This window comes from Prevotella veroralis DSM 19559 = JCM 6290, from assembly GCF_000377625.1.
GTDB lineage: Bacteria > Bacteroidota > Bacteroidia > Bacteroidales > Bacteroidaceae > Prevotella > Prevotella veroralis.
In genome coordinates this window covers 1-9,878 of sequence record NZ_KB898346.1, presented here as the reverse complement: position 1 = coordinate 9,878, position 9,878 = coordinate 1, and the positions used below count along the sequence as shown (strand labels likewise).

General features: G+C 38.5%; 10 protein-coding genes and 4 pseudogenes. All 14 read right to left on the bottom strand.

Annotation, left to right across the window (positions count from 1 at the left end):
* Positions 1-134: pseudogene (locus D464_RS14040) on the bottom strand (contractile injection system protein, VgrG/Pvc8 family); the annotation flags it as partial.
* Between the two features lie 179 nt (positions 135-313).
* Positions 314-712, bottom strand: coding sequence for a type VI secretion system tube protein TssD (gene tssD, locus D464_RS0112210; protein WP_004383461.1), 399 nt, complete (start codon positions 710-712; stop codon positions 314-316).
* A 268-nt stretch (positions 713-980) separates the two neighbouring features.
* Positions 981-1,193 (bottom strand): annotated as a pseudogene (locus D464_RS0112205) (hypothetical protein); the annotation flags it as partial.
* Between the two features lie 14 nt (positions 1,194-1,207).
* Positions 1,208-1,926 (bottom strand): annotated as a pseudogene (locus tag D464_RS14035) (hypothetical protein).
* 14 nt (positions 1,927-1,940) lie between these two features.
* Positions 1,941-2,662: pseudogene (locus tag D464_RS12815) on the bottom strand (hypothetical protein).
* Between the two features lie 14 nt (positions 2,663-2,676).
* Complete coding sequence (locus D464_RS0112190; RefSeq protein WP_018911608.1) at positions 2,677-3,393, bottom strand: hypothetical protein; 717 nt, start codon at positions 3,391-3,393, stop codon at positions 2,677-2,679.
* A gap of 69 nt (positions 3,394-3,462) precedes the next feature.
* Entirely contained in the window at positions 3,463-3,591 is a 129-nt protein-coding gene (locus tag D464_RS14115; RefSeq protein ID WP_279625395.1) for a hypothetical protein, read from the bottom strand.
* 161 nt (positions 3,592-3,752) lie between these two features.
* Positions 3,753-4,427 (bottom strand): hypothetical protein, encoded by a 675-nt coding sequence (locus D464_RS0112175; protein WP_018911607.1) that lies wholly within the window; start codon positions 4,425-4,427, stop codon positions 3,753-3,755.
* 161 nt (positions 4,428-4,588) lie between these two features.
* Positions 4,589-5,266, bottom strand: a complete 678-nt coding sequence (locus tag D464_RS0112170; protein ID WP_018911606.1) for a hypothetical protein — start codon at positions 5,264-5,266, stop codon at positions 4,589-4,591.
* A gap of 161 nt (positions 5,267-5,427) precedes the next feature.
* A complete protein-coding gene (locus D464_RS0112165; RefSeq protein WP_018911605.1) occupies positions 5,428-6,105 on the bottom strand; it encodes a hypothetical protein in 678 nt (225 codons plus the stop codon).
* 153 nt (positions 6,106-6,258) lie between these two features.
* Positions 6,259-6,933, bottom strand: coding sequence for a hypothetical protein (locus D464_RS0112160; RefSeq protein WP_018911604.1), 675 nt, complete (start codon positions 6,931-6,933; stop codon positions 6,259-6,261).
* A gap of 4 nt (positions 6,934-6,937) precedes the next feature.
* A complete protein-coding gene (locus D464_RS0112155; protein ID WP_018911603.1) occupies positions 6,938-8,356 on the bottom strand; it encodes a PAAR-like protein in 1,419 nt (472 codons plus the stop codon).
* Between the two features lie 3 nt (positions 8,357-8,359).
* On the bottom strand, positions 8,360-9,262 hold the full coding sequence (locus tag D464_RS0112150; protein ID WP_018911602.1) for a hypothetical protein: 903 nt from the start codon (positions 9,260-9,262) through the stop codon (positions 8,360-8,362).
* Positions 9,263-9,272: 10 nt separating this feature from the next.
* The coding region (locus tag D464_RS13810; protein WP_018911389.1) for a phage baseplate assembly protein V at positions 9,273-9,878 on the bottom strand (606 nt) is incomplete at its 5' end.

Below are 9,878 nucleotides of genomic sequence, written 5' to 3'. Positions count from 1 at the left end.
CTACCCGTTTCCAATTCAACAGACATTTGGAATCGGTGGTGTTTACCTATGTTTTGTTCGATTTGTAGAGAAATAAAAGAAGAAAGAGACTTCTTTCCTATGCTGATAATGATGGGGTTGAAAGGAATTGACATGGGTTGTTTGTTTTGAGATAAATTAAAGCTAATAGGCATGTCGGGGTATTATATTCCCAGTCTTAGGAGACGGACTATAATTGCAATATAAAACTGATTTAAGTCCCCTTTGAGTATTGAAAGCAAAAAGGACTATGCCGAGCAAGAAAGCTCTGCATAGTCCTTTAAGTTTCCTAAGCTTATGTGCGAGGCCAACGGTTGTCGAGCTCAGCATTGCCCACGGTGATATTCTCAGCAGAGAAAGTCATAGCGATGGTCATAGGTGCCTCGTTGTTAACGTCGAGTGTCTCCTTGTAATGAACGATGTAAGCATTCTTGAAAGAAATCTCCTTCATTTTAGCATCCTCTTCGCTCTTCTTGTAAACGATCTTACCCTCAACAGGCTTGAACTGGCTGTTAAGCATAGCCTCGATAGTAGAAGTGTCATCAGTTGACTCGATGGTTACACTGATACGACCGCCAGAGATGCTTGATGCAGGCTGACCCTTCTTGTCAGTTGTACGGCTAAACTCGTAGTTAGAATAGAGTACGTCATACTCCTTACCACCCAATTCCAAAGTAGCTCTAAATGAACTCATAATTGAAAAGTTTTAAGTTGTTAGAAAAAAAATGATAACCGAGGCACCCTTATCATCTCCTTTACCAGAAAACAAAAAAGAGAAAACCTCAACAACTTCTTGAAGTCCCCTCTGTACGGCTGTTAAACAGTCTTGCTCTTGGAAAGAAGAGGAAGATTTGCAATCTGTTGTTTTACAGTGTCAAAAATAAAGATATAATTCTATAAAAGCAAATTAAAGATGCAAAATAACATAAGTTTAACATTTAAGAGCTAAATGCTTACTCTTCTTGCAAGGTTTGGTCAAATAGGTTTTCTGGTAAAACAAGTCTAATACTATCCCACTGACCTACGTATGTCTTTGTATATGCTACAGCATCACGATTACCCTTAAAATGTTCAATGATAGGATTAATAAGATAAAATAAGAGTGGGCCAAGCACTGAAATTCCAAATGCTTGTAGACTATATCTTCCCCAATTACCTTTATTACTTCCTATCATAATGCCCCTTTAGATTATTTTTCTTCAAACAGTCTTTCAAACTCGTCTTCGGGTAGGAGGTAACGCAAGTAATACTCTGCAAACTTATAGTTAACAGAGTCTGGTGTGTTACGCATACGTTGAACAGCATGGGGAGGGAGATAGAAATCTACCATAATTTCTCCAGGAAAACGTCTATCTTTCCTTAATGCATTCTTATTCCGCTCTTCTATATAATCACCCGAGATAATTCTATGTAAAAATACTGGCATAGGCTTTTCTTTTGTTCCATATGATGTATCCGTCCATTGTTTACGATTGACATAGACTGATAGCACCATGCCTGCACGCATTAAGCCATTTTGAACACCAGCTGCATCATGATGACAATTGTAAAGTCCAACAATTTCATCTACTCCATTTATCCAAATTAATTCAAAATACTTCTTATATTGAGATATATAAAAAATCTTATTATCCGCTACTATTCGATGTTTACCTTTGCTATCAGAAGCAAGTGTTTTTACTCGAATAGATCCTTTTGCATCATCTGTTCGAAGAGATTGTTTGGCAGAGTGATTTTTATACTGTCCCATTGATTTACGTATGTCTTTGTGTATGCTACAGCATCACGATTTCCCTTAAAATGTTCAATGATAGGATTAATAAGATAAAACAAGATAGGACCAAGCACTGAAATTCCAAATGCTTGTAATCCATATCTTCCCCAATTTCCTTTGCTACTTCCCATCATAATGAACTTTTACATTATTCTTCTTCAAATAGCCTTTCAAACTCGTCTTCAGGTAGAAGATAACGCAGGTAATACTCTGCAAACTTATAGTTAACAGAGTCTGGCGTGTTACGCATACGTTGAACAGCATGGGGAGGGAGATAACTATCTACAAATCTTCCACCAGGTTGAAGACTATCTCTCCAGAGTGCAAATTTGTTTCGCTCTTCTATATCATCACCTGAGATAATTCTATGTAGAAAGACTGGCATTGGCTTTTCTTTCGTTCCGTATGATTTATCCTTCCATTGTTTGCGATTGACATAGACAGATAGTACCATATTTGGACGCATTAAGCCATTTTGAACACCTGCTGCATCATAACGGCGGTTATAAAATCCAACAAATTCATCAATACCCTCTATCCAAATCAACTCAAAATATTTCTTATATTGAGGGATATAATATATTTCATTTGCGGCAACTATTCGGTTTTTTTTTTGTCTTTGTAGGAAGATAACATTTTAATATGACTTGAACCTTCCTTTATCGATTGTTCTAATAAGTCATTAGGTAGTATGAGTTTTATACTATCCCACTGACTTACGTATGTCTTTGTATATGCGACAGCATCACGATTTCCCTTAAAATGTTCAATGATAGGATTAATAAGATAAAACAAAAGTGGCCCAAGCACTGAAATTCCAAATGCTTGTAGACTATATCTTCCCCAATTACCTTTATTACTTCCTATCATAATGCCCCTTTAGATTATTTTTCTTCAAACAGTCTTTCAAACTCGTCTTCGGGTAGGAGATAACGCAGGTAATACTCTGCAAACTTATAGTTAACAGAGTCTGGTGTGTTGCGCATACGTTGGACAGCCTTGGGTGGGAGATAACTATCAACAAAGTCTCCACCTGGTTGAAGACTATCTCTCCAGAGTGCAAATTTGTTTCGCTCTTCTATATCATCACCTGAGATAATTCTATGTAGAAAGACTGGCATTGGCTTTTCTTTCGTTCCGTATGATTTATCCTTCCATTGTTTGCGATTGACATAGACAGATAGTACCATATTTGGACGCATTAAGCCATTTTGAACACCTGCTGCATCATAATGCCGATTGTAAAGCCCAACAAATTCATCTATACCTACGATCCATATAATCTTAAAATATTTCTTGTATTGTGTAATATAATATTGTTCAAAGCTTGCATATATCCTCTGTTTTTGTTTACCATCACCTGTCAAAACTTTTGTTCGATGAGGTATTTCACCAGATGAGAAGTCGTACAAGTTAGTGGGTAGCACTATTTTTATACTATCCCACTGACTTACGTATGTCTTTGTATATGCGACAGCATCACGATTTCCCTTAAAATACTCAATGATAGGATTAATAAAATAAAATAAGAGTGGCCCAAGCACTGAAATTCCAAATGCCTGTAATCCATATCTTCCCCAATTTCCTTTGTTACTTCCCATCTGATACAATTTTATTTTTTGCCACATCTTTTTCTTGTAGGTCTTGTAATTGTGAAACTATATCACGTGTCATATTAAAATTTTCTTCTTTGATTTTACTGTCATATAGATAAGTAGTGGTGCACCTACAAGAGATGCAAAGATGGTTCCTGCTGTCGAGAAAATTTTAATTCCTCCTATTGAAAATTTATTTGCCATTGATATTATGAATTTGCGATGATACTCATATCGTTTGCATTACATCTGCATTGTTCTCATCACAAAAGTATAAATAATCTGGAGCGTTCTCAACTTTTTACTCACATTTCTTACCTTGCAAGCAACTTGTCAACTCGTAAACCAGTCCACTTGTCAACCACTCAATCCTTTAGTCCCAAGCGCTTCATATCCGCCCCATAGAGCCTATCGAACTCCTCGGGTTCCAGTCCATGTGCAAGGTAGAGCTCAACGAACTTCTTATACACAGAGGGTTTAATATAAATAAAATCTTCTACACCTCCTGCACATTCAAATCCAGACAATGCACGCTTAAAGAATATTGGCATAGGGTTATCTTTAGTTCCATACGTCGGGTCCTGCCACTGTGTTTTATTAATATATGCAGAAATCGTTTTAGATTCGCAAATTATACTTAACCGTTCTTTTTCTACGTCATACCAAACTTTCTTGTTAGTCTTACCTTGTACTACATTATACCCTCCTATAAATGAAATAACAGCTAAATGTCTTTTATATTCAGGGGAGTAGAAACATATCTGTGAATAACATGACGATTCAGTATGTGCCATCCCTGCAAACCAAGCACGCGAAGTGAAGACTTTATTAACTGGTGTAATCTGAGTAAAATACGGTATCTGAACTACTATGGTATCTGAATTACGAATATACGTATCTGCGTACGGCACAGCAGCCTTGTTGCCACCGAGCGTAAATTTTGCAATAAGGCTAACTACCAGTGGCGTTGCTACGGTAAGCGCAAACACTGTTCCTAAGGTTGCTCCTATGGCTGGTATTCTTGAATAAAAGTTGCTCATTGTTTTATGAATTTGCGATGATACTCATATCGTTTGCACTACATCTGCATTGTTCTCATCACAAAAGTACAAATAATCTGGAGCGTTCTCAACTTTTTACTCACATTTCTTACCTTGCAAGCAACTTGTCAACTCATAAACCCGTCCACTCGTCACCTAACTTAATCCGTCAGTCCCAAGCGTTTCATGTCTGCCCCATAGAGCCTATCGAACTCCTCGGGTTCCAGTCCATGTGCAAGGTAAAGCTCAACGAACTTCTTATACACGGAGGGTTTAATCGTAAGCAGGTCTGTTTCACTGGCACAAAACTCCAAACCTGTTAAACTCTTTTTAAAGAATATAGGCATAGGGTTGTCTTTTGTCCCATAAGTAGGGTCCTGCCACTGTGTTTTATTAATGTATGCAGAAATCGTTTTTGAATCAAAAATTATACTTAACCTTTCTTCTTCTACATCTACATTATATGCGTCTTTCCCCGTTCCCATTTGTGCCACATTATACCCTCCTATAAATGAAATAACTGCTAAATGTCTTTTATATTCAGGGGAGTAGAAACATATCTGTGAATAACATGACGATTCAGTATGTGCCATCCCTGCAAACCAAGCACGCGAAGTGAAGACTTTATTAACTGGTGTAATCTGAGTAAAATACGGTATCTGAACTACTATGGTATCTGAATTACGAATATACGTATCTGCGTACGGCACAGCAGCCTTGTTGCCACCGAGCGTAAATTTTGCAATAAGGCTAACTACCAGTGGCGTTGCTACGGTAAGCGCAAACACTGTTCCTAAGGTTGCTCCTATGGCTGGTATTCTTGAATAAAAGTTGCTCATTGTTTTATGAATTTGCGATGATACTCATATCGTTTGCACTACATCTGCATTGTTCTCATCACAAAAGTACAAATAATCTGGAGCGTTCTCAACTTTTTACTCACATTTCTTACCTTGCAAGCAACTTGTCAACTCATAAACCCGTCCACTCGTCACCTAACTTAATCCGTCAGTCCCAAGCGTTTCATGTCTGCCCCATAGAGCCTATCGAACTCCTCGGGTTCCAGTCCATGTGCAAGGTAAAGCTCAACGAACTTCTTATACACGGAGGGTTTAATCGTAAGCAGGTCTGTTTCACTGGCACAAAACTCCAAACCTGTTAAACTCTTTTTAAAGAATATAGGCATAGGGTTGTCTTTTGTCCCATAAGTAGGGTCCTGCCACTGTGTTTTATTAATGTATGCAGAAATCGTTTTTGAATCAAAAATTATACTTAACCTTTCTTCTTCTACATCTACATTATATGCGTCTTTCCCCGTTCCCATTTGTGCCACATTATACCCTCCTATAAATGAAATAACTGCTAAATGTCTTTTATATTCAGGGGAGTAGAAACATATCTGCTCATAAGTAGATTTTTCCGAATGTGCCACCCCTGCAAACCAAGCACGCGAAGTAAAAATTTTATCAATTGGTGTAATCTGAGTAAAGTGTGGTATCTGAACTACTATTGTATCTGAATTACGAATGTACGTATCTGCATACGGCACAGCAGCCTTGTTACCGCCGAGCGTAAACTTTGCAATAAGGCTGACAACCAACGGCGTTGCCACAGTAAGTGCAAATACAGTACCAAGTGTAGCTCCTATGGCTGGTATTCTTGAATAAAAGTTGCTCATTGTTTTATGAATTTGATATTATGCCCATATAATCTATATTACATCTGCATTGTTCTCATCACAAAAGTACAAATAATCTGGAGCGTTCTCAACTTTTTACTCACATTTCTTACTTTACAAGCAACATGTCAACCAGTCCACTCGTCACCTAACTTAATCCTTCAGCCCCAAGCGTTCCATGTCTGCCCCATAGAGCCTATCGAACTCCTTGGGTTCCAGTCCATGTGCAAGGTAGAGCTCTACGAACTTTTTATACACGGAAGGTTTAATCGTAAGCAGGTCTGTCTCACTGGCACAAGACTCCATACCTGTTAAACTCTTTTTAAAGAATATAGGCATAGGGTTGTCTTTTGTCCCATACGTTGGATCCTGCCACTGTGTTTTATTAATGTATGCAGAAATCGTTTTTGAATCGCAAATTATATTTAACCTTTCTTTTTCTACGTCATGCCAAACTTTCTTGTTAGTCTTACCTTGCACTACATTATACCCTCCTATAAATGAAATAACTGCTAAATGTCTTTTGTATTGAGGGGAGTAAAAACATATCTGTGAATAACATGATGATTCTGAATGCGCCATTCCTGCAAACCAGGCACGCGAAGTGAAAACTTTATCTACAGGTGTAATCTGAGTGAAGTGTGGTATCTGAACCACTATAGTGTCCGAATTACGAATATACGTATCTGCGTACGGTACAGCCGCCTTGTTGCCACCGAGCGTAAACTTTGCAATAAGGCTGACAACCAACGGCGTTGCCACAGTAAGTGCAAATACAGTACCAAGTGTAGCTCCTATGGCTGGTATTCTTGAATAAAAGTTGCTCATTGTTTTATGAATTTGATATTATGCCCATATAGTTAGTATTATTATCTTCATTATCTTCATCAGATGAATTGAATTCTTTAGAGATCGTTCTTGTTTTTTTCTCAATAGCCTGTTCATCATTATTACCCTTCTTCTCTATGAAGTAGTTAACAACACCGCCAGCTAAACCGACGCCTAATGCCATTCCAAACTTCTTTGCACCCTCTTTCCATGCTCCTCTCTTAGCAGCGTTAACAGCTGCATCTTTTCCTTCTTCAAGCGTTGTTTTCTCTGCAAGAATTTCTGCCTGATTTTTGACAGCTTGTGTTGTTCGTTTCCCATACTCTTCAGAAGTTCGCCCTAACATTCCTTCAGCCGTCTTAGCAGACTCCACCGAAGAACTACTTGCTCCACTTGATGCACGGCGTCCCGCTTCCTTCCCCCATTCTTCTGCAGCAGTATGCGTTTCCATTGCGCCTAACTTATTTTCAATTGCTTTTTCCGCTTGCTTATTAGCTTCTGCAGTCTTTGAACTTATCTGTGAATCTATTTCTGCACCCTTTTCAGCGCCTTTCTTATGTGCATCTACGCCTGTCGATACGGCATTGTCAGCACCTCCGCCAACTCCTGAACCATAAACATTAGTCCCAACAGAATTCTTAACAGAGTTACCGAAAGGAGAATCATTGTTATTAGAGGTTCTTGTCTCTCCTAAACTATCATCATTCCAGAAATTAAGAAAATCCAATGCTCCTGTATAAAGACCTACAGAAATAGCCAAAGCAATAGGCGTTGCTCCACCCGTAAGACCACTTACAACACCTTGCCAGAATTTATTGTTTTCTTGTTCTTGTATTTCAAGACTATTCATCTTAGAAATATAAGCTGCTGCAGCTTTTGCAACTTCTGGGTCAAGGATGATATTAATAGTTCCACCTATTTTACATGTCATCTTGGATTTATTTAACAAGGCATTCCTGTTCTCTATATAAACTTTAGGATGAAATGATGCCCATGTCGATTTTTCTGTTATGTCGCAATCGTGCTCTAATCCCTCTTGCTTTTTATGTTCAGCATATCCAGCTGCAAGTCCGCCAACGGCAAGAGATGTTAAGGCAACGGCTTCACTTGTTATAGCAATAGCTCCTATTATGGCTGGTAGGGCTGCACCACAGGTTACAATCGTAGCTGCTACTAAGAAAATTGCAGCTGCACCAACAGCAACTCCCAAAAGAAAACTTTGCAAGCCACCCCAAACTTTGGTTGCCATCTTGCAGGCAAAAGGTGCAGATATCTTCTTGGCATCAATATTCAACACAGGCTTATCAGAAGACTTATTAATCACCAGACCATTCTGTGCTCCTCGAAGAAGTAATTGTGGCGTGCCACAAGTCATATTCGTACAAACTACATTCGTTCCTTCTCGTATATAAGACTGTCCCATAACTTATATTTTATTTTTCAGTTTTCTGACTTGTAAGTCCACGCTTAATGTAACATTGTCAGTAACTTCTTCTTCTATGTTTAAATTTCCCTTTGCAAGGCAATGTTCAGCTGGGTCAATCGAAGACTGTTGTTTAACCTCAATTTCATACTCAGTAAAACCATATTGGATGACAGGTTTAATCTTCTGATCGTATGCTTTGCGAATAGCCTCACTAAAATGAGACTCTTTATCGTTCTTAGCTTTGTAATTAACTAATAATAATCCATCATCTTGCTTCTCGATTTCTCTTTCCAACTTTAAGCTGAAATTATTTCCAGGGAAGAGTTTTGAAGCATAAGGAATAGTACTGTTACCAGACTGAAGGTCATCAGTCACTAAATGAGGTCCAAAGAAGATGGAATAAAAAGGTATTATACTCAAACTTGCCATAAGATTATCATATTCATAGATAATCTTATCTTCCATCTTTATCAGATTATTTAAAGCATTGCTTCCAGCCGTTCCTTTTAAGAACTTATATTTGCTCGTGAGATGTTGTTTCTCATCCTCCCATAGTGCTATAATCTCCTCATGGTTGAGAAGTTTGGTTATCATTCCTGTATTTGAATCTATCCAGACTATTGCTTTTGTCTTTATATTCTCAAGTTCATTTGTCAAAACCAAAGCCTCTTGGCTTTGCTCAGGAAAGACAGAAGGAATATCATCTTTCACACTGAAGGCAAAGCCCTGTGTTCCTTCTGCATCCGTAAATCTCTCTACTGAGTAATCTTTCTTACTGACAATAGTACTGACAGGTATCTCGTCAAGCTTCGTGGTGATGGTCTGTACACAACGGTACTTGTAGTCTCTTTGTGTCAGACGACCTTCTTGGACGTGACCGTGTAATCGATCTATCAAACTCATTATCTATATGTTATTTAATATTGACAACTCCGCCTTTCTCTTTATTAATGTTGACAGGATCACCTACAATGTCTACACTTCCACCTCCCTCGACTTTTATACATTTTTCCATATTTGGTCCGATAACACTCTGTGTTGATCCTTTGACATAAATATTCTCAGATTTCAGCGTAATGCTTGTGTTGGCTATTATAATCTCGCTTGAGCCAACAGATAATGTTATTGTTGATTCACCTTTCAATTTTATGTTTCCCCCACTACTCATTTCAAGCACACTTTTTCCCTTGCCGACATTTATCGAAGCATTACTTCCGGCATTTACCGAATGAGTAGCTTTTGCATTCAATGTAGAATTACCTGCACCATCAAAAGTCATGCTTACACCGCCTTTATCGTGTAGTGTTACACTACCTTTAGAATCATCAAGTTTCAAGGAACTGCCGGTGCGACTGGTAAGGCTCTTGCAGTTGTTGCCTTGACCACCGCCACCACCTGTAACTCCGTTAAAGAGACTACCCATAACGTATGGTCTTGCTGGGTCACCATGACGGAAGCCGAGGAGGACTTGGTCGCCTACCTCTGGGATAAATACAAAACCACGGTTGCTTCTTACGTC